The organism is Rhizobium sp. NZLR1b (assembly GCF_019685155.1).
GTDB lineage: Bacteria > Pseudomonadota > Alphaproteobacteria > Rhizobiales > Rhizobiaceae > Rhizobium.
In genome coordinates this window covers 51,467-77,411 of sequence record NZ_JABDWC010000012.1, presented here as the reverse complement: position 1 = coordinate 77,411, position 25,945 = coordinate 51,467, and the positions used below count along the sequence as shown (strand labels likewise).

Annotated in this window: 20 protein-coding genes; 13 read left to right on the top strand and 7 right to left on the bottom strand. The window is 61.7% G+C overall.

The window, feature by feature from the left end; translation table 11 throughout:
• The first annotated feature begins 31 nt into the window (after positions 1-31).
• Positions 32-649 carry a DNA-3-methyladenine glycosylase gene (locus HJB84_RS18270; protein WP_221116545.1) on the top strand — a complete coding sequence of 206 codons (618 nt, stop codon included), beginning with the start codon at positions 32-34 and terminating at the stop codon, positions 647-649.
• Here the strand turns inward: HJB84_RS18270 and HJB84_RS18265 are convergent, their stop codons facing one another.
• Genes HJB84_RS18265 through HJB84_RS18255 form a run of 3 tightly spaced genes read right to left on the bottom strand, consistent with a single transcriptional unit; the run spans position 650 to position 3,864 of the window.
• The gene (locus HJB84_RS18265) at positions 650-2,191 is read right to left on the bottom strand and encodes a DHA2 family efflux MFS transporter permease subunit (protein WP_207581563.1); all 1,542 of its coding nucleotides are present in this window, start codon (positions 2,189-2,191) and stop codon (positions 650-652) included.
• The gene (locus HJB84_RS18260; protein ID WP_207581564.1) at positions 2,184-3,407 is read right to left on the bottom strand and encodes an HlyD family secretion protein; all 1,224 of its coding nucleotides are present in this window, start codon (positions 3,405-3,407) and stop codon (positions 2,184-2,186) included. The genes HJB84_RS18265 and HJB84_RS18260 overlap by 8 nt, the downstream gene beginning before the upstream one ends.
• On the bottom strand, positions 3,400-3,864 hold the full coding sequence (locus HJB84_RS18255) for a MarR family winged helix-turn-helix transcriptional regulator (RefSeq protein ID WP_207581565.1): 465 nt from the start codon (positions 3,862-3,864) through the stop codon (positions 3,400-3,402). Before HJB84_RS18255 ends, HJB84_RS18260 begins: the two co-directional genes overlap by 8 nt.
• 243 nt (positions 3,865-4,107) lie before the next feature.
• Here HJB84_RS18255 and HJB84_RS18250 point away from each other — a divergent pair, with 243 nt between their 5' ends.
• The 3 genes from HJB84_RS18250 (at position 4,108) to HJB84_RS18240 (ending at position 10,273) form a co-directional block, all read left to right on the top strand.
• On the top strand, positions 4,108-5,652 hold the full coding sequence (locus HJB84_RS18250) for a sodium:proton antiporter (protein WP_221116544.1): 1,545 nt from the start codon (positions 4,108-4,110) through the stop codon (positions 5,650-5,652).
• A gap of 260 nt (positions 5,653-5,912) precedes the next feature.
• Complete coding sequence (locus HJB84_RS18245; protein ID WP_207581567.1) at positions 5,913-7,091, top strand: efflux RND transporter periplasmic adaptor subunit; 1,179 nt, start codon at positions 5,913-5,915, stop codon at positions 7,089-7,091.
• Entirely contained in the window at positions 7,088-10,273 is a 3,186-nt protein-coding gene (locus HJB84_RS18240) for an efflux RND transporter permease subunit (RefSeq protein WP_221116543.1), read from the top strand. The genes HJB84_RS18245 and HJB84_RS18240 overlap by 4 nt, the downstream gene beginning before the upstream one ends.
• Before the next feature lie 33 nt (positions 10,274-10,306).
• Here HJB84_RS18240 and HJB84_RS18235 read toward each other — a convergent pair whose 3' ends face one another.
• Positions 10,307-11,083 carry a metallophosphoesterase family protein gene (locus tag HJB84_RS18235; protein ID WP_221116542.1) on the bottom strand — a complete coding sequence of 259 codons (777 nt, stop codon included), beginning with the start codon at positions 11,081-11,083 and terminating at the stop codon, positions 10,307-10,309.
• 262 nt (positions 11,084-11,345) lie between these two features.
• On the opposite strand from HJB84_RS18235, the gene HJB84_RS18230 reads away from it, so the two are divergent.
• A complete protein-coding gene (locus HJB84_RS18230) occupies positions 11,346-12,470 on the top strand; it encodes a monooxygenase (RefSeq protein WP_207581570.1) in 1,125 nt (374 codons plus the stop codon).
• Position 12,471: 1 nt separating this feature from the next.
• Here the strand turns inward: HJB84_RS18230 and HJB84_RS18225 are convergent, their stop codons facing one another.
• Together HJB84_RS18225 and HJB84_RS18220 are read right to left on the bottom strand one after the other, a co-directional pair.
• Positions 12,472-12,936, bottom strand: coding sequence for an Rrf2 family transcriptional regulator (locus HJB84_RS18225; RefSeq protein WP_221116541.1), 465 nt, complete (start codon positions 12,934-12,936; stop codon positions 12,472-12,474).
• Positions 12,937-13,110: 174 nt separating this feature from the next.
• Positions 13,111-13,899, bottom strand: a complete 789-nt coding sequence (locus HJB84_RS18220) for an SDR family NAD(P)-dependent oxidoreductase (protein ID WP_207581572.1) — start codon at positions 13,897-13,899, stop codon at positions 13,111-13,113.
• A 143-nt stretch (positions 13,900-14,042) separates the two neighbouring features.
• Here HJB84_RS18220 and HJB84_RS18215 point away from each other — a divergent pair, with 143 nt between their 5' ends.
• Positions 14,043-14,813 carry a TIM barrel protein gene (locus HJB84_RS18215; RefSeq protein ID WP_207581573.1) on the top strand — a complete coding sequence of 257 codons (771 nt, stop codon included), beginning with the start codon at positions 14,043-14,045 and terminating at the stop codon, positions 14,811-14,813.
• On the opposite strand, the gene HJB84_RS18210 is transcribed toward HJB84_RS18215, so the two are convergent.
• On the bottom strand, positions 14,810-15,829 hold the full coding sequence (locus HJB84_RS18210) for a LacI family DNA-binding transcriptional regulator (protein ID WP_221116540.1): 1,020 nt from the start codon (positions 15,827-15,829) through the stop codon (positions 14,810-14,812). The two genes, HJB84_RS18215 and HJB84_RS18210, sit on opposite strands and share 4 nt — an antisense overlap.
• A 167-nt stretch (positions 15,830-15,996) precedes the next feature.
• On the opposite strand from HJB84_RS18210, the gene HJB84_RS18205 reads away from it, so the two are divergent.
• The 7 genes from HJB84_RS18205 to HJB84_RS18175 all read left to right on the top strand — a co-directional run bounded on the left by HJB84_RS18205 (position 15,997) and on the right by HJB84_RS18175 (position 25,920).
• Entirely contained in the window at positions 15,997-17,922 is a 1,926-nt protein-coding gene (locus HJB84_RS18205; RefSeq protein WP_207581575.1) for an ABC transporter substrate-binding protein, read from the top strand.
• A gap of 188 nt (positions 17,923-18,110) precedes the next feature.
• Positions 18,111-20,219: a family 10 glycosylhydrolase gene (locus HJB84_RS18200; protein ID WP_221116539.1), complete on the top strand. Its 2,109-nt coding sequence runs from the start codon at positions 18,111-18,113 to the stop codon at positions 20,217-20,219.
• A 101-nt stretch (positions 20,220-20,320) separates the two neighbouring features.
• Positions 20,321-21,307: an ABC transporter permease gene (locus tag HJB84_RS18195; protein WP_170278817.1), complete on the top strand. Its 987-nt coding sequence runs from the start codon at positions 20,321-20,323 to the stop codon at positions 21,305-21,307.
• A gap of 10 nt (positions 21,308-21,317) precedes the next feature.
• Complete coding sequence (locus tag HJB84_RS18190) at positions 21,318-22,508, top strand: ABC transporter permease (RefSeq protein WP_221116538.1); 1,191 nt, start codon at positions 21,318-21,320, stop codon at positions 22,506-22,508.
• Between the two features lie 10 nt (positions 22,509-22,518).
• Entirely contained in the window at positions 22,519-24,243 is a 1,725-nt protein-coding gene (locus tag HJB84_RS18185) for an ABC transporter ATP-binding protein (RefSeq protein ID WP_221116537.1), read from the top strand.
• A 10-nt stretch (positions 24,244-24,253) separates the two neighbouring features.
• A complete protein-coding gene (otnI, locus tag HJB84_RS18180) occupies positions 24,254-25,048 on the top strand; it encodes a 2-oxo-tetronate isomerase (protein WP_207581579.1) in 795 nt (264 codons plus the stop codon).
• Positions 25,045-25,920, top strand: a complete 876-nt coding sequence (locus tag HJB84_RS18175) for a 2-hydroxy-3-oxopropionate reductase (protein WP_207581580.1) — start codon at positions 25,045-25,047, stop codon at positions 25,918-25,920. The genes otnI and HJB84_RS18175 overlap by 4 nt, the downstream gene beginning before the upstream one ends.
• The last annotated feature ends 25 nt before the right edge of the window (positions 25,921-25,945 follow it).

The following is a 25,945-nucleotide window of genomic DNA, read 5'->3' as shown; positions in this document are numbered from 1 at the left end:
AGCGGTTTTGGGATGACGGCGGGTGCGATGAATGTTATCTGCGTCGGCCATGACCGATGGTGGAACGATAACTGGCGCGATCGGCGCTGGCGCGCTCACCGGCGAAAACCTCAGGGCGTTTTTCGAGCGCGACGCGATCACCGTCTCTCGCGACCTGCTCGGCTGCCATCTCACTGTCGATGGCGTCGGCGGCCGGATCACCGAGACCGAAGCCTATTTCCCCGATGACGAGGCCTCGCACAGTTTCCGCGGCCCGACCAAGCGGAACGGCGCCATGTACGGCCGCCCCGGCAATGTCTACATTTACCGCATTTACGGCATGTACTGGTGCCTGAACTTCGTTTGCCATCCGGGCTCGGCCGCGCTCATTCGCGCGCTGGAGCCGGAAACGGGAATCCCTCTGATGATCGAGCGGCGCGGCACCGAGAGGCTGACCGCGCTCTGCAGCGGTCCCGGCAAACTCTGCCAGGGGCTCGGCATCGATACTCAGATCAACGACCGTCTGCTCGACCGCCCGCCCTATGCGATCGCGCCGTCAGCACCGGTGCCGATCATCTCGGGAAAACGCATCGGCATCACCAAAAATGCCGAAGCACCGTGGCGCTTCGGCATTCAGGGCTCGCGTTATCTCAGCAAACCTTTCCGCTGATTATTCCATGACCGCACTATGGTCGACGGCGGGCGCTGCTTTCGGCTTGCGCAGCAGCAGCACCAGCGGAATGACCGCGAGCGACATCACCATCAGCAGCTTGAAATCGTCCATGTAGGCGATGATCGTCGATTGCAGGGTGATGATCTCGTTGAGCGAAGCGCGCCCCGCCGCCGTCAGCGGACTGAGCCCCTGCGCCGCCACGGCATTGAAGGCGTGGTTGAATGGCGTCACATAGGCCGCGATCGATTCATGATTGCTCTGCGTGTTCTCGACGATCAGCGCCGCGACGATCGAAATGCCGACCGAGGAGCCGATGTTGCGCGACAGGTTGTAGAGCCCGGTGCCGTCGCCGCGCATATGGGCGGGCAGCGTGGCGAAAGCGATGGTTGTCAGTGGCACGAACAGGAAACCGAGGCCGGCGCCCTGTATGAAGCCGACCGAGACGATCGTCCATTGCGAGACGTCGGGCGTCCAACCGGTCATGTCGTGCATCGCCCAGGCAGTCAGGCCGAGGCCGAGCACCAGCAGCCAACGCGTATCGACCTTGCCGATCAGACGCCCGACGATGAACATGCAGAGCATGGTGCCGAGCCCGCGCGGCCCCATGACGATGCCGGCGGTGATGACGGGATAGCCCATCAGCGTCTGCAGGTATGGTGTCATCAGCGCCAGCGAGGCGAGATAAGTGATACCGATCACGAAGATGAAGATCATGCTGATGGTAAAATTCTGGTCGAGAAACAGCTTCGGATTGACGAAGGATTTCTCCGCCGTCAGCGTATGCACGATCAGCAGATAGAAAGCGGAAGCGCAGATCAGCGCCTCGAGGATTATCTCGCCGGAGGAGAACCAGTCGAGCTGCTCGCCGCGGTCGAGGAAGAGCTGCAGCGAGGCGATGCCGAGACTCATCATCCCGAACCCGAACCAATCCAGTTTGGCGAGGAAATCTCTCTTGGTCTCGGTGACGAAGATGACGATGCCGGCGAAGGCAAGCGCGCCGATCGGAATGTTGATGTAGAACACCCAGCGCCAGCTGATGTTATCAGTCAGCCAGCCGCCGATGACGGGACCGAGCACCGGCCCGACCATGACCGAGACGCCGAAGAGGGCCATGGCCGACCCGCGCTCCTCGACGGTATAGATGTCGAGAAGGATCCCCTGCGAAAGCGGCACCAGCGATGCGCCGAACAGACCCTGCAGCAGGCGGAAGGCGACGATCTGATTCAGCGATTGCGCCAGGCCGCATAGGATCGAGGCGGCCACGAAGCCGGCGATAGCGACGAGCAGCACGCGCTTGCGGCCGAACTTGGCGGCAAGGAAGCCTGACGGCGGCGTCATGATCGCCGCCGCGACGATGTAAGAGGTCAGGACCCAGTTGATCTGGTCGGCAGAAGCCGACACGCTGCCCTGAATATAGGGCAGCGCCACGTTGGCGATCGTCGTGTCCAGCGCCTGCATGATGACGGCGAGGATGACGCAGGCCGTGATTGCGCCGCGATTGGCAACCGGGGTCGCCGGGGAAGCGGAAGCGTTACTCATGATCCTTGCCCTGAGGCCGACCCAGAAGCTTGTTGACGAAATCGGGCAGGCCGCGGGCATGACCGGTCTCGACATCGACCACCGTGCTCATGCCGACGCGAAGCGGCGGCTTGCCTTCGGTGTCTTCGATGCTGACGCGCATCGGAATGCGCTGGACGACCTTCACCCAGTTGCCCGTGGTGTTCTGCGCCGGCAGCAGCGAGAAGCTGGAGCCTGAGGCCGGGCTAATGCTCTCGACCTTGCCCTTCCACGTCACGCCAGGATAGGTGTCGACGTAGATCTCGGCCGTCTGGCCTGGCTTGACGTAGGTAAGCTCGGTTTCCTTCGGGCTGGCGGCGATCCACAGATGATCGGTGGCAACGAGCGAGAAGGCCTGCTGCGAAGCTTGCAGGTAGGAGCCGACCTGCAGCGCGTTGACATTGGTGACGATGCCGTCGAACGGCGCCTTGACGACGCTGTGGTCGAGTTCGCGCTGGGCATTGTCGACATTCGACTTTGCCTGCAGGTAGAGCGGGTTCAGCTCGATCGGCTGATCGGCCGAACCGCCGAGCTGGGCAAGCGTGGTTGCGGCTTCCGCCTTGGCGACGGTCACCTTCTGCTCAGCAGCCTCGAGATTATGCTTGGCTTCGTCATAGGCCGATTGCGTCGCGCTGCCGTTGTTGACCAGGTTCTGCTGCCGGTCGAATTGATCCTGGTAATAAGGCAGATCGGCTTGCGCCTGGGTAATCTCGGCCAGCGACTGCTGGTAGCTCGCCTTGAGATTCATGATCTGGTTGCGCTGCACGCCGAGCTGCGCCTTGGCGCCGTCGAGCGCGATCTTGAAGGAATCGGCTCTGAGGCTGAAGAGCACCTGCCCCGCCTTGACCGCCTCGTTCTCGTGCACTTTGATCTGCTCGACGATACCCGAGACATCGGTGGTAAGCCCGACCATGTCGGCCTGGAGATAAGCGTTGTCGGTCGACATCACCTGGCCGCCATTGACGTAATAATAACCGCCGACAACGAGTGCCACCGGCAGCAGGGCGAACAGGATCGGCCGAGTGAGACTGCGCCGGCGGCGGACCTTGATGCCGCCGGGCGCAGCCACGGCGGCAGCCGGCGCTGAATTGGATGAAGGCGCTTCGGCTACCGTTTCCTGCTGTTTCGTTTGGTTGTCTTCGACAGATGTCTTGGTATTGGCGTCAGCAACGACGCGGAGGGGGGATTGATCAGCCATCGTTCGTCTCGTTCTCGTCAACCGGGGTCCGGCATGCCTGAACCAGGTTCGTCTTCATTACGGATAGGGTGTGGAAAAGCTGCTCGCGCTGCTCGGCTGAAACGCTTTGCAGCGCTTCCGCGCGGGTGGTGTCGCCAATCTCGCGCATTTCGGCGAGCAGCGGATGCGCCTCTTCGCGCATGTAGAGCAACCAGATGCGCCGGTCGGTCGGGTGCTGACGGCGCTCGATCAACCCGCGTTCGGCGAGTTTGTCGAGGATGCGCACCAGCGTAATTGGCTCGACCTCGAGGATTTCGGCAAGCCCGCTTTGATGGATGCCTTCATTGTTCGAGAGATAGGCAAGCGTCTGCCATTGCGATCGGGTCAGCCCAAGGCACTTCGCACGCTGCTCGAACCGCTTGCGCAGCAGCCGCGCGACGTCGTGGAGAAGGAAACCGAGGGTAGGAGTGGCGTTCATGAAAACCTGTGACTGTTATTTATAAGCATACTTATAATATGGGTAGATATATTGAGCTTGTGCGCTGCACAAGGGTATGGAAGACAGATTCGGCCGCCGCGGTGAAAATGCCGCAGCCGGCCGAGCCTATCCTGGGTTCCCCTCTATCGCCCTTTCGAGACGCCAGACGGTAGCCGCGGCCCGGCTCCGCCCTAGTTCCGAGACAGGAGCAGCCTCCGTCGGAGGCGCGCATTGGGGAGCTCGATGGCGTTCTTCGAAAGCATGTTGACGCTACTGCTGGTGGCAATCGTCTTTCTGCAATTCTCCAGGAAGTTCAAAATTCCATATCCGACCATGCTGGCGATCGCCGGCGTCATTGTCGCCGCCGTGCCCTGGGCGCCCGAGGTCGCGATCGATCCCGAACTTGCACTTGCGCTGCTGGTGGCACCCGTGCTCTTCGACGCCGCCTATGATCTGCCGCCGAGAACGTTGCGACGAAACTGGCTGCCGCTCTTCTCGCTCGCCGCCATCGCCGTGATCCTAACGGCCGCCGCGGTCGCCACCGTCAGCGTGACGATGGCCGGCCTGCCGCTTGCCGCTGCCGTCGCACTCGGCGCCATCGTCGCGCCGCCGGATGCCGCGGCGGCGACCGCCATGCTCGACCGTTTCACCCTCCCGCGCCAAACCTATGTGATCCTGAAGGGCGAAAGCCTGCTCAACGACGCCGTCGCGCTGCTGATCTTCAGCGCCGCGGTTGCCGCGGCGGCGAGCCCCACCTTCTTCGCCGGCGTTCTGGCGCAACTGGCGCTCGCCGTGCCTGGCGGCCTCATCCTCGGTTACCTCATGGGCCGCCTGTACATGATCGTCGGTCTGAGGCTGGCCGGCACGCTTGGCGGCACCTTGCTCGAATTCGTCGCCACCTTTGGCACGTGGATCATCGCCGAGCGGCTGCACCTTTCGGCCATTCTGGCGATCGTCGTCTATGCCATGGTGATCGCCCGATACATGCCCGAGCGGCAGACCGCCCGCCACCGCATTCATTCGTATTCGGTCTGGGAAGCAGCAGTTTTCCTGCTCAACGTGCTCGCCTTCCTGCTGATGGGCCTGCAGGTCCGGCAGATCGTTCTCGACCTCGATCCCGGTCGCCTGAGTTTCGCCATCACCTTAGCCGCCGCGGTCTTCATCACCGTTATCGTCGTCCGCCTGGCCTGGGTACTCTTCTATAATCGCGTGGTGAACTTTCTCGCCGCGCGCGGACACACGACACAAGCGGCTCCGACATTCGCGACCAGCCTGCTTGCCGGCTGGTGCGGCATGCGCGGTCTCGTCACGCTGGCGACAGCACTTGCTCTGCCAATCGACTTTCCGGATCGCGATGTCATCCTGCTCAGCGCGCTGGCCGTCGTTCTCGGCACGCTCATCATCCAAGGCCTGACGCTCGGACCGCTGATCCGTTTCCTGAAATTCGACCCCGACACCTCGCTGGACCGCGACCTCGTCAGAGCTCGCGTCGCGTTGATCGATGCAGCGCTTGCCGAGCTTGCCGACGACGAGGATAAATCCGCGCGCATCCTGCGCGAGGTCTATACCTCCGAACGCGAGATCGCCGCCGACGGAAAACACCCACGCGAGGTCAGCAAGTTGGACAAGCAGCGCCGCAACGTCATCGCCGCCAAACGCCGCAGACTGGCGGCGATGCGTCGTGCCGACGAGATCGACGACGATGTTTTTCACATGCTGGAACAGGAGCTCGATTGGGCCGAACTCGCCGTCCTGCCGCCCGGCCGCGACGAGATCGTCGAGAGCTGACGCCATCCATGACGTTTTGATGGATTTCGAAACCGCAGCCAATTGGCATTTGCTATTTTTCGCCGCTGCCGTTTATATCCGGTTCCATAGGTTACGATTTTTCCGATTTGCATTGTATGCCGGCCTTCCCTCCCATGGATTGAACGCCGGGGGAAATCACGAGGGCCGAGGCCTTCGTTCAAAGCAGCAAGACGTGAATAGCATCACCTAATCTTAGGTTCGGCGGCAGTCTATCAGCCGTCGCGATTGGAGGGACCGGTATGAGTTACGTGCTTCGACGGATATTGATGCTCGGCTGCATCACCACGTTCATGCCTCTGGCGGCGATGGCGCAGGGCGCACCGTCTGCCCCTCCTCCGGTCACCGTCGCCAAGCCGGTCGTTCGTGATGTCATCGACAGTGACGAATTCATCGGCCGCTTCGAGCCGGTCGACGAAGTCTCCGTTCGCTCGCGCGTTGGTGGATACCTGCAGGAAATCCATTTCCAGGACGGTGCATTGGTCAAGCAGGGCGACCTGCTCTTCGTCATCGACCAGAGGCCCTTCGTCACCGCGCTCAGCCAGGCAAAGGCGACGCTCGAAGCGTCGCAATCGGCTCTGGTCTTTGCCGATGCGCAGTATAAGCGCGCGCAATCGCTTGCCGCGAGCGGCAGCCAGTCGGCGCAGACACTGGATGATCGCCGCCGCGAATTCGATTCGGCCGAGGCCAATGTCCGCGGCGCGCAGGCCGCAGCCGATCGCGCTTCTCTCGACATGGAATATACCGAAATCAAGGCGCCGCTCAGCGGCCGCATCGACCGCCGACTGATCTCGGCCGGCAACCTTGTGCAGACCGACCAGACCGTCCTAACGACCATCGTTTCGCTCGACCCGATCGATTTCTATTTCGACGTCGATGAGCGCCGCCTGCTGAATTTCGCCGACACGGCGCGCAAAGTGGGCAAGGAACTCCAGTTGGGCGGTGGCGGGCTGGATGTATCCGTCACGATCTCGGATCCCTCTGCCAAACCATTTAAGGGAAAGCTCGATTTCGCTGAGAACCGGGTCGACAATCAGAGCGGCACCATTCGTCTCCGCGCCCGCTTTCCCAACCCCGATCTCGTCCTTCAGCCCGGCCTATTCGGCCGCATTCAGGTTGAAGCCTCCAACACCTACCAGGCCATTCTCGTCCCCGACGAGGCAATCGGTTCGGATCAGAATGAGCGTGTCGTTTATGTCGTCGCAACGGACGGCACGGTTTCGACCAAGCCGGTGCGAGCCGGACCGCGGCTTTACGGTTACCGCGTGATACGCGAGGGCCTCGACGGCACCGAGACGATCATCGTCAACGGCCTGATGCGCGCCCGACCGGGTTCAAAGATCACGCCTCAGATGACCGAATTGCCGCAGGAGCGGCAGGATACTGCGCCCGAAACTGCCGGCGCGGAGAACGGACAATGAGATTTGCTCATTTTTTCGTCGACCGGCCGATCTTTGCGGCGGTCATCTCGATCCTTTTTCTCGTCGTCGGCGGCATTGCCTACACGCAATTGCCGGTATCCCAGTATCCGGAGATAGCGCCGCCGACCATCGTCGTGCGCACCTCCTATCCCGGCGCCGACCCGCAGACGATCGCCGATACCGTTTCGACGCCGCTTGAACAACAGATCAACGGCGTCGAAGACATGCTTTACATGTCCTCGTACTCCAGCGCCGATGGCGCCATGTCGTTGACCATCACCTTCAAGCTCGGCACCGATCTCGACAAGGTCCAGGTGCTTGTCCAGAACCGGGTTTCCATCGCCCTCCCCCGTCTTCCCGAGGAAGTTCAGCGGCTTGGGGTGACCACCGACAAAAGCTCACCTGATCTGATGATGGTGGTGCACCTGCTGTCGCCGTCGCACCGCTATGACCAGCTTTACGTCTCGAACTACGCCCGCAACCGCATTCGCGACGTTCTCGTGCGCCTCGACGGTGTCGGCGACGTGCAGATCTTCGGCGAACGCCAATATTCGATGCGAATCTGGCTGGATCCGGAAAAGCTCTCCGCCTATGGCATGACGTCAGACGATGTCGTCTCCGCCCTGAGAGACCAAAACGTCCAGGTATCGGGCGGCAAGATCGGTGCCCCGCCGGTAACCGGCAAGAATGCATTCGAATATACGGTACGAACGGAAGGCCGCTTCTCCGATGCGCGAGAGTTCCGTTATGTCATCGTGAAATCGACGACAGCGGGGCGACTTGTTCAGTTGCAGGACGTCGCCCGTATCGAACTCGGCGCGCAGGACTACGTCACCAACAGTTATCTCAACAACGACCCCGCAGTTGCTCTCGGCATCTTCGCCCGGCCGGGAAGCAACGCGCTCGACACGGCCCATCAGATCCAGACGCTCATGAAGGACGTCTCGCAGAATTTCCCGCCGGGCCTGGAATATCGCATTGTATATGACACGACCGAATTCATCTCGGATTCGATCACCGAGGTATACAGGACCATCGCCGAGGCGGCCATCCTTGTGGCGATCGTCGTTCTTGTCTTCCTGCAATCCTGGCGAACCGCAATCATTCCGATCATCGCCATCCCTGTATCGCTGATTGGCACCTTCGCCGTCCTGCTGGCATTCGGCTTCTCGCTCAACATGCTCACCTTGTTCGGTCTGGTGCTGGCGATCGGCATCGTCGTCGACGACGCGATCGTGGTGGTGGAAAACGTCGAGCGCAATCTGGCCCGCGGCATGACGCCGAAGCAGGCTTCCCATGTCACGATGGACGAAGTCGGAACCGCCGTCGTCGCCATCTCGCTGGTGCTGATCGCCGTGTTCGTGCCGACAGCCTTCATCCCGGGCATATCCGGCCAGTTTTACAGGCAGTTCGCCGTGACGATCTCGGTCACCACCGCGATATCGGCGTTGAATTCACTGACACTGTCGCCCGCCCTTGCGGGGATATTGCTGAAAACCCATGACCATGAAACCAAGCCCACGAATGTTGCATCACGCCTGGGAAGAGGTCTTGCAAATGGCTTCAATCATGGGTTCGATCGGCTGAGCTCCGGCTATTCATGGACCATTCGGCATCTGGTCAGCAGTTGGGTCGGCCTGACCGCGGCGATGGTCGCCTTCGTCTGCCTGCTCGGAGCAACCTGGTACATGAGCACCCGCGTTCCCGCGGGCTTCATCCCGACCATGGACCAGGGCTACGCGATCATCGTCATACAGCTTCCCGATGGTGCCTCGCTTGCGCGTACCGACGCCGTGGTCAAACAGGTGGGCGATATCGCCCGTACTGTGCCCGGTGTCGGCAACGCCGTACAGTTTGCCGGCTTCAGCGGCGCGACATTCACCAATGCCTCGAATGCCGGCGTCGTCTTCGTGCCCTTCAAATCCTTTGCTGAACGTGAAGAAGGCGGAGAGAACGCCAACAAGATCATCGGCGAGCTTTACGGCAAACTGCAAAGCATCCAGGAAGCCTTCATCATCGCCATCCCGCCGCCATCCGTGCGTGGCGTCGGCAATTCCGGTGGTTTCAAGATGCAGATTTCCGATCTTGAAAACGCCGACATGACGCGCGTGCTCGGTCTCGCCCGCCAGATGATGGGTGCGGCAGCCACGACCGAGGGACTGACCGGCGTCTTTACGACATTCTCCGATGCAAGCCCGCAATACTTCCTGGCGATCGACCGTGACAAGGCGCGGTTCTTGAACGTGCCGATCCCCAATATCTTCAACGCGCTTTCCATCAATCTCGGCGTCGCCTACGTTAACGATTTCAATGCGTTCGGCCGCGTCTACCAGGTCCGTGCCCAGGCCGACCGGCAATATCGCATGGACAGGGAAGACATCCTCGCCCTGAAGGTTCGATCGGCGACCGGCGCGCTGGTTCCGCTTGGAACGTTGATGGATATCCAAGATGCCAGCGGCCCGGCGCTTGTCCAGCGCTACAACATGTATGTCTCGGTGCCGCTTCAGGGCAATCCGACGCCGGGGACATCGACGGGCGATGCCATCGCGAAGATGGAAGCGCTGGCGGCGAAGATCCTGCCGCAAGGGACAACCTTCGAATGGACCGAACTCGCTTACCAGGAGACCCATACCGGCAACACGGCCGTTTACATCTTCGCCCTGTCTGTCGTCTTCGTCTTCCTGGCGCTGGCGGCACAATATGAGAGCTGGGTTCTGCCCTTGGCGATCATTCTCATCGTTCCGCTTGCGGTGCTCGCGGCGTTGATCGGGGTCTCGCTGAGAGGAATGGACAACAACGTCCTGACGCAGATCGGCCTGATCGTGCTGATCGGCCTCGCGGCCAAGAACGCCATTCTGATCGTCGAGTTTGCCAGGCAAGCGGAAGATGAGGGCAAGTCGCCGGTGGAGGCGGCCATCGAGGCCAGCCATCTCCGCCTGCGCCCGATCCTGATGACGGCATTCGCCTTCATCTTCGGCGTTCTGCCGCTTGCCATCGCCACCGGCCCCGGCGCCGAAATGCGCCAGTCGCTCGGCACCGCCGTCTTTTCGGGCATGCTTGGTGTGACGATCTTCGGCCTGTTCCTGACGCCGGTCTTCTACGTCGTGCTGCGCGGTTGGCGCCGCAACCGTCCGCCTGAGAAGGCGGTCGAGACCGTCCCGGTTGAGAGCGAGACGGCTTGATCCGCTTCGACAGGCGGCTGATAAGGCGAGAAATCAGGTTGAAAACAGATGCACCTCGCCCTGCCACAGGCGGGCGACGGTGAGCTTGCCGCTGCGATAGGCGCGCGTATCGAGATTGAGCCGTTTCGACCGTATGTCGGGCTCGTCATTCGGCGTATGGCCGTGAACGACGAGCTTCGGCAACGGCACCCGGCTTTCGAGAAAACGCTGACGGATGATGACCAGATCCTCATCCGTCTGCTCGCCCAGCGACAGCTTCGGATTGATGCCGGCATGCACGAAAATTACGCTTGGAGTCTCCAGCATGACAGGCATCGCCCGCATGAAATCGATATGCGTGTGTGGCAGCGACGGGCGGATAAAGGCATCGAGCTTTGCGCCGGAGGGAAAGACTAGCGGCAGATGCTCCGGATCGAGTCCATAAGATTTGAGCGACTCTGCCGAACCCATCCCCATCCACTCGTCATAGGAGATCCAGCCATCGATGTAGTCGAGCATGGCAATTTCGTGATTGCCGGTAAGGCAGATGCGATCGAAATCATCAGGCGGCGGCTCCATGAGATGCGTGATGACCCGGGCCGAATCCGGCCCACGGTCGATATAGTCGCCAAGCGTGACGATCAGCTTGCGACCCGGCAATCGAGCGGCATCGCGCAGGATCGCCTCTTCTGCTTTCACAAGCAGATCGTACCGCCCATGGATGTCGCCGATCGCATAGGTTGGGATAGCGGCAATATCCAGCCTCAGACGCGGTCTCGGCTGGCGTGCCATTTTCGAAACCTCGCCGTTGCGAGCAAGAGTGTCGCCCATCATGTTTCTCGATCAAGGAAGCCCCACTTCACCGTAAATAGAGTGGAGCACAAGGCAATCAAGCTGGTAAGAAAATTCAAAGCCTTCGGGTTTTGTAGAAAAACCGGCCTTATCATTCGTGGGCCAATCCTTCACTCCTGTATCTCTCGCATCGGCCCGAAAATCGGAGCGATTTTCGGAAGACACGATACGCGGAGTCAACGTGTTGCAGCGTCCGTTGCGCGTCTGAAAAGACGCGCGGCGCTGTAGGAAAGAGTGACCGATGGGAACGGTATCGCAGTTTCAGGATAAAGTGAGGCCTCCCGCACATCGCATCGAAAGTGAAGAGGAGGCGATATCCACGGCCCGCAGCCTCGCCGCCGCATTCCGGCATCGGGCGAGCGAACGCGATATCAACCGCGTGCTGCCCTTTGCTGAACTCGATGCGCTGTCGGTCTCGGGACTGACGGCGATCACCGTTCCGCCCGACTATCAGGGGCTCGACGTGTCGAACGCGCTGCTCGCCGAAATCGTTGCAATCATTGCCGAGGCCGATGCCTCGATCGGCGAGGCGCTGCAAAACCATTATTGCGTCCTGGAAACACTCCGCACCCATGCCGGCGAGGATTTGAAGGTATCGCTGTTTACCCGTGCGCTGCTCGGCGACCGCTTTGCGGGCGCCGGCCTCACCGAAGGGGCCGAGCTTACCGCCGAAGGTCCAGGCTACCGCCTGAGCGGGCGAACTCGGCAGACGCCCGGCATTCTATTCGCCGACTGGATCGCGGCTGCCGCCACCGCGCCGCCCAGCCGCCCAGTGACACTCTACCTCGCATGCGATGCGGTAGGCCTGCAGGTGATCGACGATTGGGACGGTTTTGGCCAACGCACCAATGGCTCGGGAACGGCGATCATAGGCAGGCTACACGTCAATGCCGATGCGATAGCGCCTTCCCCCTCCTCCGGAAATCCGACCGGCATCTCGCTCGGCCTGCTGCTCAAGGCCAGCGTCAGCCTCGGCATCGCGCGGGCCGCATGGACCGACCTCACGACCGCGATTGACGATTGCACCGCCGTCCTTGCGCAGCTCGGCGAACGCGCCGTCCGCATCGAAGCGACGGCGGCAGCCTTGGAACGGGCTGGCCGCAAACTCGATATTGCCCAGGTCAACCCTGTGGAGGCCGCGATGGCGGACGCGCATTTCTCTGCCTCGGCGGCCGCGATCCTTGCAGGGGAAACGGCAATCGACACCGCAAACGCGCTGTTCGAACTTGTAGGGGAAACATCCGCCGGCATCGGGCTCAATCTCGACCGGCATTGGCGCAATGCCCGCATTCACGCTCTATCGCTGCCACGGGACAAGCTGGTGCGTTCCGCAGGCGAATATAGGTCGAAGCCCGGCGACGCCTAATTCAGCTGGCAGCGGAGACCGGGAATTGTTCCTTGGGGCCTTCAATGCCGCCGCCATCGGCGACGAATTGCTCGAGGCTCATATTGTCGAGAATGGCGGCGATCGCGTCACGAACATCGGTCATCGAGCGCCGCACCTGACAGGTTTCCGGATCGGCGCAGTCGTCGCAGGCCTCGTAAGCCGTACGGCTGGCACAGCGAATCGGCGCCAGCGGCCCATCGAGCGTGCGGATGACATGGCCGATGCGGATTTCGGAAGCCGGCCGCGACAGGGAATAGCCGCCGCCCGGCCCCTTCTTCGACCGCAGGATGCCGACATTGCGCAGTTCGAGCAGGATCGTATCGAGGAATTTCTTCGGGATATTATTGCGGCTTGCGATGTCATTGATGAAGGCGGTCTCACCCGGCGCCAGCCGCGCCAGATCCACCAGCGCCTTAAGCCCGTATTTGCCCTTTTTCGTCAGCATCGTCTTTGCCCTGTAGAAAACGCAGTATTTATCCTGCCAATAGCAGGCAAATAGCGTCAAAAGCGTGAACATACAACAAAATAGCTATTATTTATAGCTTATATCGGCAACGTCCACAGGCCCGCCCGGCAGTCTTGAGAAGAACCGACTTGCCGAGCCATTGACAGCCTTTGGTCAGATCGTCTTCAGCATGCCGCCATCGACGAAATAGGTGGAGCCGATGCAATAGCTCGCGCGTTCCGAACTCAGGAAGACGAAGACGTTTGCCAGTTCCTCGGGAGTGCCGAACCGTTTGGAGGCGGCGTGTTCGTTGGCGACACCCTGCAGATAGCCCTCCCAGTTCCCGCCGGTTTCGGCCGTCAACTGCTTGGCGGTCTTGATCCAGTCGGGCGTCAGGATCAGGCCGGCATTGACGCAGTTGACGCGGATATTGTCCTTGATGAGCTCAGTCGAAAGCGTCTTCGAAAACATCATCAGTGCCGACTTGCTGACATTGTAGATCGGCTCGTACCAGAGCGGCTGGACAGCGCAGATCGAGGCATTGTGCAGGATCACACCGCCACCGCGTTCCTTCATCTGCGGCGCAATTCCGCGCGCCAGCCGCACGGCGGCCATCACATGCAGGTCCCAATAGGTCTGCCACTTTTCGTCGGGCGCCTCCATCACCGTCTCGTTCGAACCGGTGCCGGCATTGTTGATGAGGATATCGGCGCCGCCTTTTTCGGCCGCCGCTGCAATGATCGCCTCGGTTCCCGCAACCGTCGCGACATCGGCGACAATAGCGGCGGCGCTGACGCCATACTTCTCGGCGATCCGGGCGGCTTCCGCCTCGAGCCGTTCGCCGCCACGGGCCGCCAGCACCAGATTGGAGCCCTCAGCCGCCAGCCCCTCGGCGATCGCCAACCCAATCCCGACAGAGGCGCCGGTTATGACGGCGGTCTTTCCCTTAAGTCCGAGATCCATATTTTCCTCCGCGCAAGCGGCCGGCGGTTCCGGCCTGATGTGCCGAGTGTTCCGTCAATGAAACCGGGCGTCAAGCACCCAAACGCCTCTTGCGGCAGTCACCGATCTGTCGCAGCCTGCATCCACACATAAGAGGAGTTTTCATGCGACGTTATTCAGCCTGTATAGAGTGGCTGTTTGCCGAAGAAGGCGACCGCTTTCCCGATCGCATCGGCCGCGCTCGTGCCAGCGGCCTGACGGCGATCGAATTCTGGCGCTGGACCGACAAGGATCTGGATGCGATCGAGGCGGCGCTGAAGGAAAGCGGCCTTGCCGTCACCAGCCTCGTTGCCGAACCGATGATCGCGCTGACCGATGCCGCCAACCGGCAGGCCTGGCTGAAAGGTCTTGCCGAATCCGTCGCCGTGGCAAAACGTCTCGGCGCGCCGGTCCTGATTGCCCAGGCGGGCAACGATCTTCCAAACGTGCCCCGCGAGGAGCAGCGCCGGGCGCTCACCGAAACGCTGAAAGCCGGCGCCGATATTCTTGCCGGCAGCGGTGTGCGCCTCGGCGTCGAGCCGCTCAACATCCGCATCGATCATGTCGGCTATTTCCTCCATTCGACCCGCGAGGGCCTCGACATCATCGATGACGTCGCCCGCCCGGAGATCGGCATCGTCTACGACATCTACCATTCCGCCGTGATGGACGAGCGCACAGAAGAGGTGCTGAAGGGCCGTCTCGACCGCGTCATCCACGTCCATGTCGCCGATCATCCCGGCCGCAACGAACCGGGCTCCGGCGGCATCGACCTTGCCCACCGCCTCGGCTGGATTTTCGCCAACGGCTACGACGGTTCGGTCGGCCTGGAGTACCGACCGACCAGGCCCGGTGCGGACGCAGTCAGAGCTGCGATCGCCTCGCTCGGCGGTTAAGCTTGAGCGACGTCAGCGCTCGGCGCCACCTTGCATGGGCCGGCCGAGCGGCGCTCGACGATGCGGGAGGCAATCATGACACGCCGCGCCGGCATACCGGGCAGGCGTGGATTCTCGATGCGTTCGAGCAGGAGCCGCAGGCCGACCGCCCCGCATTCCTGCCCTTCCATCCTCACCGTCGTCAGCGCAGGCGAAATCTGCGTCGCCGGCGAAAAATCGCCGAAACCGACGACCGAAATATCATCGGGAATGCGATATCCTTGGCCGAGAAGCTCGGAAACCACGGTCAGCGCCAAGCCGTCATGTGCGCAGAAAAAGGCCGTCGGCCGGATATCTTTTTCTGCCAACGCCCGGAAGGCTGCGCCGAAGCCGGCTTGTTCGTCGAAATGCATAACATGCAGCGCAACATTGCCATAACGTTCTGCGATCTCCCGGGCGCCGTAGTAACGCTCCTGGCGCCCCCTGAACCCCGGCGTGCCATAGACATAGACGATGGAACGGTGTCCAAGATCTACCAGATATTGGATCACCGCCTGCCCCGCCTCGTGGTCCGTTCCGGTCACTTGGTCGGCCTGTTCCAGCGGATCGACCCAGCCGAAACGCACGATCGGAACGCCCGTCGCACTCACCGCCACCATTGCCTCGCGGTCGTGAGGCCCAACGATGATCAGCCCGTCGCAAGCGCGCGCAAGTTCCTCCAACTGTCCGGCATTGTGCGTCCAACGCACGCGCAACGTCATGCCGAGCCGGTGCGCCTCGCGCTGCACCCCTTTCTGCACCTGCATATAGAGCTCGCTATTGACCGCATCGAGATCATGAAAGACGACTGCGACTTCACCAGCGCCCCCCTGTCCCGCGGGCCTGGTATAACCGAGACGCTGTGCCGTCTCGCGAATCAGCGTGCGCGTTTCCTCGCTGACACCACTCTTGCCGGCAAGCGAGCGTGACACGGCATATTTCGAGAGGCCGACCTCCCGCGCGATCGTCTGCAACGTAACCCGGCCCCTACTTCCCACCTGACACCTCGCTCTTCGACTGATCGGCGCTATCGCGCTCGCAAGCCAAAATATTGCACTAACAGAACATAACGCTTTACCTAACAATATCCAAATGTAATCTTTCCTACATCCCAAGCCCGACGGCAAAATTAAGAACAAGGGCGCGGTTTTCGGAGGAGACCCCTATGATCAAGCTGAAACGTCGTGCGTTTCTGGCCGGGACGTCGGCCGCACTCATATTGCCGGCGCTGCCGGTTTTCGCCGCCGACTTCAAGGAAGCGGATATTCTGAAAGCGAAAGTTTCAAGCGGCGCCCTGCCGGCCCTCAAGGACCGGCTTCCAGAAAATCCGCTCGTCGTCAAGCCGGTCGAGAGCGTCGGCAAACACGGCGGCGACTGGAACATGGCGCTGGTCGGCGGCGGCTCGCTGTCGATGCTGTTCCGCTACCAGGCCTATGAGCCGCTGCTGCGCTATACGCCCGATTGGTCCGGCGTGACGCTGAATGTTGCAGAGTCCTTCGAGGGCGACGCCGACTCCAAGGTCTACACGATCCGCCTGCGCAAGGGCATGAAATGGTCTGACGGCCATCCCTACACCACTGAGGACATCAAGTTCTGGTACGACACTGTCTTCACCGACAAGCGTGTCGCCTTCGTCGGCCAGGATCACTGGAAGTCTGGCGGCAAGCCGGCCAAGCTCGAAATCGTCGACGAACAGACCTTCAAGGTCACTTTCGACAGGCCGAACGGCCTGTTCCCGCTGCAGGTCGCCTGGGCGAACAGCGACCAGACGACGCGCACGCCGAAGCACTATCTCGAGCAATTCCACATCGACTACAATCCGAAGGCCGATGAGCTCGCCAAGCAGCGCGGCTTCGAAAGCTGGATCGCCTCCTTCCAGGCGGCCGCCGGTTTCCAGGACGACAATGCCTTCTTCCTGAACTCCTCGAAGAAGCCCTGCGTCCACGCCTGGATGTTCACCGTAGCACCCGGCGAAAACACCGAGCGCGCCGTCGCCGAACGCAATCCCTACTATTGGAAGGTCGATACCGAAGGCAACCAGCTGCCCTACATGGACCGCATCGTCTACCAGATGGTCGCCGACCCGCAGGTTCTGCTGCTGAAGGCCATGCAGGGCGAAGTCGACCTAATGGATCAGTATATCGCCACTCCGAACAACAAGTCGGTGCTCTACGATGCGCGTGAGCAGGGCGGCTATGATTTCTACACGTTGACCTCGACCGAAGCCAATGTGATGAATTTCATCTTCAACCTGAACCACAATGACGAGACCAAGCGGAAACTCTTCCAGAACAAGGATTTCCGTGCGGCACTCTCCACCGCACTCGACCGGCAGGCGCTGATCGATGCCGTGCTCGTCGGCCAGGGTACGCCCGCCCAGCCCTCGATCAAGAAGGAAGATCCGCTCTACAACGAGCAGCTCGCCACGCAATTCACGGCCTATGACGTCGACAAGGCGAATGCCATGCTCGACCAGCTCGTGCCGAAGCGCGACGACCAGAACTTCCGCCTCGATGAGAAGGGTCGCCGCCTCACGATCATCTTCGAGATCGACCAGGCCCGAGCCGTCTTCCTCGATCTCTTCCAACTGGTCATCCCGATGTTCCAGGCGGTCGGCATCGATGCGCAGATGCGCTCGATGGACCGGTCGCTCTGGGAAACCCGCGTCCGCCAGGGCCGCGATTTCGATGCGACGGCGCACCAGTTCGGCGCCAATGGCGGCGTCGCCGCCATGCTGGACCCGCGCTACTACGTGCCGACCGATGCCAATGCCATGTACGCACCGGCCTGGCAGCTCTGGTACCGCGACCGCGGCAACGCCAATGCCGAGGAGCCGCCGGAAGGCACGAAGAGCCAGCTTGCTCTTTATGACAAGCTGAAAGCGACCTCCGACGCTGCCGGCCAGCACGAGATCATGAAGCAGCTCCTTCAGGGTGCCGCCGACAACTTCTATGTCTTCGGCATCTCGCTGCCGCCGGATGGCTACGGCATCGTCAAGAACAACATGAAGAACATCACGAAGACCATGCCGAACTCCTTCGGCTGGCCGACGCCCGCTCCGACGATGCCGGAGCAGTTCTACAAGGTCTGATGGCCTTTTCCAATGATGCATGTCAGGCGCCGGCTTCACCGGCCGCCGCCAGCGCATAGCCCCGAAAATCGGAATCGATTTTCGGAAAGGATTATACGCAAATTCAAAGTGTTAGAGCGTCACTAACGCGTCCTTTTCGACGCGCGCCGCTCTAAGGCCCTTCTTTTGCCAATGATTGGATGAAGACGATGCTCGACGCCAGGAAACAGAACACCGATACGTTGAGGACGCCGGAGTGGTTCAAGACCGCGACCCGCTGGACCCAGCTGACCTTCGTGGAGGATGACCCGGAAAAATATGACCCGGCCTTCTGGATCGATGTCTTCAAGCGCACCAAATCGAATGCGGTCTGTCTCAGCGCCGGCGGCTATATCGCCTATTATCCGAGCGATGTGCCCTACCACTATGTGAGCAAATATCTCAGCGACAAGGATATCTTCGGCGCGCTCGTCGACGCCGCCCGCAAGCTCGACATGCATGTCATGGCCCGCGTCGACCCGCATGCGATCCACGACGACGCAGCCAAGGCCCATCCGGAATGGGTGATGATCAATGCCGACGGCACGCCGCGCCGCCACTGGGCCTATCCCGATGTCTGGGTGACCAATGCCTATGGCGATTATAACACCGTTTTCATGCCGGAAGTGGTCAAGGAGATCGTCCGCAAATACGATATCGACGCGATCTTCGCCAATCGCTGGCAGGGCCACGGCGTCGATTACAGCGAAGACAGCGCTCGCCGCTTCAAGGACATGTCTGGCCATCACCTGCCGAAGAAGCCCGATGCCGAGGATCCGGCCTGGCAGGCCTGGGTGCAGTGGCGCCGCCGTGTGCTGACGGACATGATCGCCCAGTGGGACGATGCCGTGAAGGCGATCCGCCCGCATGCGAGCTTCATCCCGAACATGGGCGGCGCTTCGCTGATGGAGTTCGACCTCTCGGTCATCGCCAGGCATTGCCCCTTCCTCGTCGTCGACCATCAGGGCCGCAAGGGCCTTGAACTCGGCTGGTCGGCCGGGCGCAACGGCAAGCGCATCCGCGCCACCTTCCCCGACCGCCCGGTCGTGCTGATCACCTCGATCGGCCCGGAGGAGGAATATCGCTGGAAGGACGCCGTCACCTCGGGTGAGGAGATGCAGCTCTGGATCAATGACGGCACGGCCCACGGCCTCTACGCCTGGTTCACCAAGTTCAACGGCGTCGTGCCCGACAAGCGCTGGGTCGAGCCTGTGGCTGACGCCTTCGGTCTGCAGGCAGCCGTCGAGCCGGTACTGGAAAGCATGAAGCCGACCGCAGAAATCGCCGTCGTCGATCCCTCGACGACGCTGCGTCACTGGGCGCCGGAAGAGCGGCACTTTGCCGAGAAGCACGATCTCGGTCTCTATCACGCCCTCGTCGAAGCCCGCCTGCCCTTCGAACTGCTTTCGGATCAGGTGCTGACCGAGGACAACCTCGACCGTTTCAAGCTGATCATTCTCGCCAATGCCTCCTGCCTCTCGGATGTGCAAAACGCGGCGATCCGCGCCTATGTCGATCGCGGCGGCAGCGTCATCGCTTCCTATGAGACATCGCTGCGGGACGAGTTCGGCAAGAAACGTCCGGACTTCGGCCTTGCCGACGTGCTCGGTGCAAAATTCATCGCCGGCCCGCGCGGCATCGTCAAGAATACCTATATCGCCCTTTCCGGCGATCATCCGATCAACCAGGGTTATGAAGACGCCGAGCGCATCATGGGCGGCACCCGCCTCATCCACGCCGAGCCGTATGCCGATGCGAAGACACCCTTCCTCTACGTTCCCGATTTCCCGGATCTGCCGATGGAAGAGGTCTATCCGCGTGAGGACCCGAAAGGAGCGGCCGTCATCGCCCGCGAAACCGGCAAGGGCGGACGCACAGTCTATATCCCCTGGAATATCGGCGAGATCTTCTGGGAAGTCTTTGCTGTCGACCACGCCCGCCTGCTTGCCAATGCCGTCCACTGGGCGCTCGGCAAGACGCCGCGCATCACCGTCAAGGGCAAGGGCGTCGTCGATCTGGCGCTTCGAGAAAACGATCATGGCCTAGCACTTAGCCTCTTCAACCTCACCAACCCGATGATGATGAAAGGTCCGATCCGCGAGAATTACCCTCTGGCTACACAGACCGTTTCGGTGGAGATTCCAGAGGGCCGATCGATGGCGAAGGCGTGGCTTGTCGTTGCCGACCGCGCCGCAAGCTTCACCCTCGGGAATGGCCGCGCACAGGTGGAGGTGCCGAGCATTGATCGGCTGGAGGTGCTGCACCTCACCTGGAAATGAGGTGATACGCGAGGAGCGCTTTTGGCCTGGAGGGGCCGAAAGCGGATGGAGATCCGGGGGAAGCACCTCACGGTGTTCCCGACGGGAGGAGAAACATTCCGATGCTTGGCTATATCTTCAAGCGCGTGCTCTACATGATCCCGACCTTGTTCGGCATGTCGCTGATCTCGTTCCTGATCATCCAGCTGCCGCCGGGTGACTACCTGACCTCGATGATCGCCACCATGAGCGACAGCGGCCAGACCGTCGATCCCGCGCAGATCGAGCGCCTCAAGGAAATTTATGGCTTCGACGACCCCTTCTATGTCCAATACCTGAAATGGATCTGGGGCATCGTCAGCCGCGGCGACTTCGGCTACTCCTTCGAATGGGGCCAGCCGGTCTCCGGCCTGATCTGGGCCCGCATGGGCTCGACGCTGGTGATCTCGCTCTTGAGCTTGCTCTTCGTCTGGATCGTCGCTTTGCCGATCGGCATCTATTCCGCCGTCCGCCGCCACTCCGTCGGCGATCACGTCTTCACGTTCCTCGGCTTCATCGGCCTGGCGGTGCCGAACTTCATCCTCGCGCTGACGCTGATGTACATCGCCTATAAATATCTCGGCCAGAGCGTCGGCGGGCTGATCTCGCCGGAATATGCCGAAGCGCCGTGGAGCCTTGCCAAGGTCGGCGACTTCCTCGCCCATCTCTGGATCCCGATTATCATCATCGGCGCATCGGGAACGGCGGCGATGATCCGCATCCTGCGCGCCAACCTGACGGATGAACTGCACAAGCCTTATGTGGTCACCGCCCGCGCCAAGGGCTTGCCGGAGTACAAGGTCATCCTCAAATATCCTGTCAGAATCGCGCTCAATCCCTTCGTCTCGGCAATTGGCTGGGTATTGCCGCACCTCGTCTCCGGCGTCACCATCACCGCCATCGTGCTGAACCTGCCGACCGCCGGCCCGCTGCTTTTTCGCGCGCTGATCTCACAGGATATGTATCTCGCCGGCAGCTTCATCCTGCTTTTGAGCGCCCTCACCCTCGTCGGCATGCTGCTGTCGGATCTGCTGCTGGCGCTGCTCGATCCGCGCATCCGGTTCAATTGAGGGGAATGCGATGAGCACGCACGAAACCTTCGGAACCCATGCAGGCCCGCTCCATGCCGTCGCCGACGGTCCCTCGATCAGCCCGCTGAAACAGGGCAAGACCGTCTCGACCGCCGCGATTGGCCCCTGGCGGCTGGTCGCGGGCAAGCTGGTCCGCCAAAAGGTGGCGATGGTAGCCGGCGCAATCATTCTCTTCCTCTATCTGGTCGGCCTCTTCGCCGAATTTCTGGCGCCCGCCTTACCGACGACCTCGCGGCCGCAATACACCTATGCCCCACCGCAGGGCTTCAGCTTCTTCGTCGAAAAACCGGACGGCAGCTCGGAATTCAATTTCCACGTGAAGGGCTACAAGGTCGAGATCGACAAGGTGGCGCTGCGCCGCACCTTCGTCGTCGACGACACCAAGGTGGTGCCGATCGGCTTCTTCGTCAAAGGCGCCGCCTATGATCTCTGGGGCTTGATCCCGATGAACAGGCACCTGATCGGCCCTCTCAACCAGAACGACCCGATGTATCTGCTCGGCGCCGACCGTCTCGGCCGCGACGTCTTCTCGCGCCTCGTCTACGGCACCCGAGTCTCTATGTCGATCGGCCTCGTCGGCGTCGCCATGTCGCTGATCCTGGGTGTCGTACTCGGTTCGATCTCGGGCTTCTACGGCGGCTGGGTGGATACCCTGATGCAGCGGCTCATCGAGGTCGTCAGCGCCATGCCGACCATCCCGCTCTGGCTGGGTCTGGCGGCGGCGATCCCGCTGACATGGTCGCCGGTCAACGTCTATTTCGTCATAACGATCATCGTCTCCTTGCTCGGCTGGACCAGCCTCGCCCGCGAGGTGCGCGGCCGGTTTCTTGCGCTACGCAGCGAGGATTTCGTCGTTGCCGCCAGACTCGACGGATCGAGCGAAGCGCGGCTGATCTTCCGCCACATCCTGCCGTCGCTGACGAGCCACATCCTCGCGGTCGTCACCCTTGCCGTGCCGACCATGATCGTCGCCGAGACGTCGCTCTCCTTCCTCGGCATCGGCTTGAAGCCGCCGGTCGTCAGCTGGGGCGTGCTGTTGCAGGACGCGCAGAACATTCGCACGGTCGCCACCGCGCCATGGCTGCTGATCTGGCCGTCGCTCGCGGTCGTCGTCGCCGTGCTGTCCTTCAATTTCTTCGGCGACGGCCTTCGCGATGCCGCCGACCCCTATGAGAGCTGAGGAGGAAATCGTGACCGATCTTTCCGAAGACGTCGTTCTCTCCGTCGAAAACCTCTCGATCGATTTCAGGCTGCGCACCCACATCCTGCACGCGGTCGAAAATGTCAGTTTCGAGCTGAAACGCGGCCAAACGCTCTGCCTCGTCGGCGAAAGCGGCTCCGGCAAGAGCGTCACCGCCCGCTCGCTGCTGCAGATCGTCGACAGCCCCGGCAGCATCGTTTCCGGCCGCATCCTGCTGCGCAACGGCGACGAGGTCACCGGGGGTAACGGGGTCACCGATATCGCCGCCCTGAAGCCGTCGGATCGGGCGATGCGCGCCATCCGCGGCCGCCGCATCGGCCTGATCTTCCAGGAGCCGATGAGCTCGCTGTCGCCGGTCCATACCATCGGTTCGCAGATCATCGAGGCCGTGCGCCTGCACAGCGATCTCGACAAGCGCGCCGCCCGCGAAAGAACCGTCGAACTGCTGCGCCAGGTCGAAATCCCCGATCCCGACAGGATGGCGGACCGCTACACCTTCGAATTTTCCGGCGGCATGCGCCAGCGCGCTATGATCGCCATGGCGCTTGCCGGCAATCCCGATATTCTCATCGCCGACGAACCGACCACGGCGCTCGATGTCACCACCCAGGCCGAAATCCTCGACCTGATCAAGCGCCTGCAGGTCGAACGCGGCATGGCCATGCTGCTCATCACCCACGATATGGGCATCGTCGCCGAAGTGGCCGACGACGTCGCCGTCATGCGCTTCGGCCGCATCGTCGAACGGGGTCCGGTCGACGCGATCTATCACGCCGCCGAGCATCCCTATACCCGCCAGCTGCTCGCCTCAACGGTGAAACTCACCCACCATGTCGAAGACAAGCTGCCATCCGTGGCGCCGTCGCCGCGGGCGCCGAAGCCGATCCTTTCCGTCCGCAACCTCGGCAAGATTTACGGCTGGCAGGGCCAGGCCAACACGCTACGCGCGGTCGACGACGCCAGTTTCGATCTTTATCCGGGCGAAAACCTCGGCATCGTCGGCGAAAGCGGCTCCGGCAAAACGACGTTGGGCCGGCTCATCCTGCGCACCATCGAGCCAACATCGGGCAGCATCAGCTATCGCAACCGGGATGGCCGTGAGATCGACGTCACCAAGCTGACGAAACGCGAGCTGCGCACCTTCCACCGCGAAGTCCGCCTCGTCTTCCAGGATCCGTTCGCCTCGCTCAATCCGCGCATGACCGTCAAGGAGGTGATCGGCGATCCCCTCATCGTCAACGGCCTCGCCAAGGGCAAGGCGCTGGAGGACCGCGTCGCCGAGCTGATGCGGCTCGTCGGCCTCGATCCGATGGGCATGGAGCGTTACCCCCATGCCTTCTCCGGCGGCCAGCGCCAGCGTATCGGCATCGCCCGCGCGCTTGCGCTCGATCCGCGCATCATCATCGCCGACGAGGCGACCTCTGCGCTCGACGTCTCGATCCGCAGCCAGATTCTCGATCTGCTGCTCGATATCCGCCAGCGGCTGAACCTTAGCTTCATCTTCATCTCGCACGACATTTCAGTCGTGCGTTATTTCTGCGATCGGGTCGCCGTCATGCATCGCGGCAAAATCGTCGAACTCGGCGAGGCCGAGCAGATCTGCACCGCTCCCAAGGAGGCCTATACCAAGAGCCTCATATCAGCCGTTCCCAATCCTGACCCCCGCGACAAGCGCATGCTGCATCGGCATCGTTTCGTCGCGCCCGCCATCTAAGGACTGTCCAGTGCCGAAATTCTCCGCCAACCTTTCCTTCCTCTATCAGGACCTACCGTTCCTCGATCGTTTCGCCGCTGCCGCACGGGACGGTTTCGGCGCGCTCGAATATCTCGGCCCCTATGCCGAGCCGAAGGAGAAGGTCGCCGAGACGCTGAAGGCAAGTGGCCTGAAACAGGCGCTCTTCAACGTGCCATCAGGAGACTGGGCCGGCGGTGAGCGCGGCATTGCCTGCCTGCCGGATCGCGTGCAGGAATTCCGCGATGGTGTGACCCAGGCGCTCGATTATGCCAAGGCGCTCAATTGCCGGCAGGTCAACGTCATCTCCGGCCTGGTGCCGAAGGGTGCGGACCTCGAAACGCTGGAAACGGTGCTGGTCGACAATCTGAAATATGCAGCAAAGCGCGCCGCCGATGCCGGCGTCAGGCTGCTGATCGAGCCGATCAACCTGCGCGATATTCCGGGTTTCTTCCTGTCGAGCACCGCCCATGTCGAACGCATCCTCGACAGGGTCGGCTCCGACAATCTCTATATCCAGTATGATTTCTATCACATGCAGATCATGCAGGGCGATCTGATGCCGACCTTCACAAGGCTGCAGGAGAAGATCGCCCATGTGCAGATCGCCGACAATCCCGGCCGCAACGAACCCGGCACCGGCGAGATCAATTACCGCTTCATCCTCTCTGAACTCGACCGCCTTGGCTACGACGGCTGGGTCGGCTGTGAATACAAGCCGAAATCAGGCACCAGCGAGGGCCTCGGCTGGATGAAACCCTACCGGAAGCAAGCGAGAACAGCATGAATATAGGATTCATCGGACTGGGCGTCATGGGTCGCCCGATGGCGGAACACCTGATCGATTCCGGCCACACGCTGCATCTCCACCGTGTCAAGGAGGTCTCGCAGCATCTCGTCGACAAGGGCGGCAAGGCGGCGTTAGGCGCCAAGGCTGTGGCCGAAGCCTCGGACATCATCGTCCTGATGCTGCCGGATACGCCTGACGTCGAGACGGTTCTCTTCAGCGAGAACGGCGTCGCCTCGGGCTTGTCCGAGGGCAAGCTTGTCATCGACATGAGCTCGATCTCGCCGGTGGCGACGAAGAGCTTCGCCAAGCGCGTCGAGGCCCTCGGCTGCGATTATCTCGATGCTCCGGTTTCCGGCGGCGAAGTTGGCGCCAAGGCCGCCTCGCTGACGATCATGGTCGGTGGCAAGGAGCAGGCTTTCGAGCGCGCCAGACCGCTCTTCGAAAAGATGGGCAAGAACATCACCCATGTCGGCGGCAGTGGCGACGGCCAGACCGCCAAGGTCGCCAACCAGATCATCGTCGGGCTGACGATCGAAGCGGTTGCCGAAGCGCTGCTGTTTGCCAGGAAGGCCGGCGCCGACCCGGCCAAGGTGCGCGCCGCACTGATGGGCGGCTTTGCCGCCTCGCGCATCCTCGAGGTGCATGGAGAGCGCATGGTCAAGGAGACCTTCGAGCCCGGCTTCCGCATCCGCCTGCATCGCAAGGACATGACACTTGCCGTCGATGCAGCCCGCGCGCTCGATCTGTCGCTGCCGAACACCGCCGCGACGCAGCAACTGATGAATGCCGCCATCGCCATTGGCGACGGCGAACGCGACCATTCCGCCCTCATCCGCACGCTCGAACTCCTCGCCGGAGGGCCGCGCTAGAAGAAACGCTTTTTAAAATAGCCGG

Bases quoted from the DNA above. Each gene is read 5' to 3' on its own strand.
- HJB84_RS18265 (WP_207581563.1), bottom strand. From the start codon at position 2,191: ATGAGTAACGCTTCCGCTTCCCCGGCGACCCCGGTTGCCAATCGCGGC.
- HJB84_RS18200 (WP_221116539.1), top strand. From the start codon at position 18,111: ATGCTCGACGCCAGGAAACAGAACACCGATACGTTGAGGACGCCGGAG.
- HJB84_RS18260 (WP_207581564.1), bottom strand. From the start codon at position 3,407: ATGGCTGATCAATCCCCCCTCCGCGTCGTTGCTGACGCCAATACCAAG.
- HJB84_RS18230 (WP_207581570.1), top strand. From the start codon at position 11,346: ATGGGAACGGTATCGCAGTTTCAGGATAAAGTGAGGCCTCCCGCACAT.
- HJB84_RS18235 (WP_221116542.1), bottom strand. From the start codon at position 11,083: ATGGGCGACACTCTTGCTCGCAACGGCGAGGTTTCGAAAATGGCACGC.
- HJB84_RS18175 (WP_207581580.1), top strand. From the start codon at position 25,045: ATGAATATAGGATTCATCGGACTGGGCGTCATGGGTCGCCCGATGGCG.
- HJB84_RS18255 (WP_207581565.1), bottom strand. From the start codon at position 3,864: ATGAACGCCACTCCTACCCTCGGTTTCCTTCTCCACGACGTCGCGCGG.
- HJB84_RS18245 (WP_207581567.1), top strand. From the start codon at position 5,913: ATGAGTTACGTGCTTCGACGGATATTGATGCTCGGCTGCATCACCACG.
- HJB84_RS18250 (WP_221116544.1), top strand. From the start codon at position 4,108: ATGGCGTTCTTCGAAAGCATGTTGACGCTACTGCTGGTGGCAATCGTC.
- HJB84_RS18190 (WP_221116538.1), top strand. From the start codon at position 21,318: ATGAGCACGCACGAAACCTTCGGAACCCATGCAGGCCCGCTCCATGCC.
- HJB84_RS18220 (WP_207581572.1), bottom strand. From the start codon at position 13,899: ATGGATCTCGGACTTAAGGGAAAGACCGCCGTCATAACCGGCGCCTCT.
- HJB84_RS18240 (WP_221116543.1), top strand. From the start codon at position 7,088: ATGAGATTTGCTCATTTTTTCGTCGACCGGCCGATCTTTGCGGCGGTC.
- HJB84_RS18215 (WP_207581573.1), top strand. From the start codon at position 14,043: ATGCGACGTTATTCAGCCTGTATAGAGTGGCTGTTTGCCGAAGAAGGC.
- HJB84_RS18225 (WP_221116541.1), bottom strand. From the start codon at position 12,936: ATGCTGACGAAAAAGGGCAAATACGGGCTTAAGGCGCTGGTGGATCTG.
- HJB84_RS18205 (WP_207581575.1), top strand. From the start codon at position 15,997: ATGATCAAGCTGAAACGTCGTGCGTTTCTGGCCGGGACGTCGGCCGCA.
- HJB84_RS18195 (WP_170278817.1), top strand. From the start codon at position 20,321: ATGCTTGGCTATATCTTCAAGCGCGTGCTCTACATGATCCCGACCTTG.
- HJB84_RS18270 (WP_221116545.1), top strand. From the start codon at position 32: ATGTTATCTGCGTCGGCCATGACCGATGGTGGAACGATAACTGGCGCG.